Source organism: Vibrio sp. 378, assembly GCF_033339435.1.
In genome coordinates, this window is sequence record NZ_JAWOUO010000989.1 from 1 (window position 1) to 555 (window position 555).

At 48.6% G+C, this 555-nt stretch carries 1 protein-coding gene; it reads right to left on the reverse strand.

Going from position 1 to position 555, the window contains the following annotated elements; all coding sequences use genetic code 11:
• Positions 1-17: 17 nt before the first annotated feature.
• Positions 18-555 (reverse strand): phospholipase D-like domain-containing protein (locus R7Q48_RS29960; protein ID WP_318134037.1); only part of this gene is annotated, 538 nt, incomplete at its 5' end.

Here is a 555-nt window from a genome sequence, read left to right on the forward strand (position 1 = left end):
TAGAGAATGTGACCGAGTTAAAGTTGATCTTCTATTGGCAAAATGCCGGAGAACCAAGCGCCTAATCGGCGAAAAACGCCCGCTTCGGGTTCCGAATCATATTCCTCACCAGTTTTTGTGTTTGTCCAAACAATGTCTCCGTCACGTAGAGTGAGTCGATACGCGTTGTCTTTCAGTTGGCTGGGTAATTTTGCGAAAAATGCTTGCACGTATTCCGGTTGTTCAATCACAACGGCCATTTCGGTATTCAAAGCCGCAGATCGAGGATCCCAGTTCATAGAGCCGACGAACAGTGTTTTGTCATCAATCGTCATTGCCTTTGCGTGCAAGCTCGCGCGGCTACTGCCCGTTAAGCTCCATTTACTCTTGAGCTTTGCGCTGGATTTCACTTCCCAAAGTTTGATGCCGGATTCGAGCAAATCTTCACGATATTTGGCGTACCAGCCATGAACGGCAAAGACGTCATTCGACGCAAGGCTGTTGGTGACGATGGTGATGTCGACACCTCGCTTAGCTGTATTCGTCAGAGCTTTGGTGCCAGCTTCTGTTGGGATG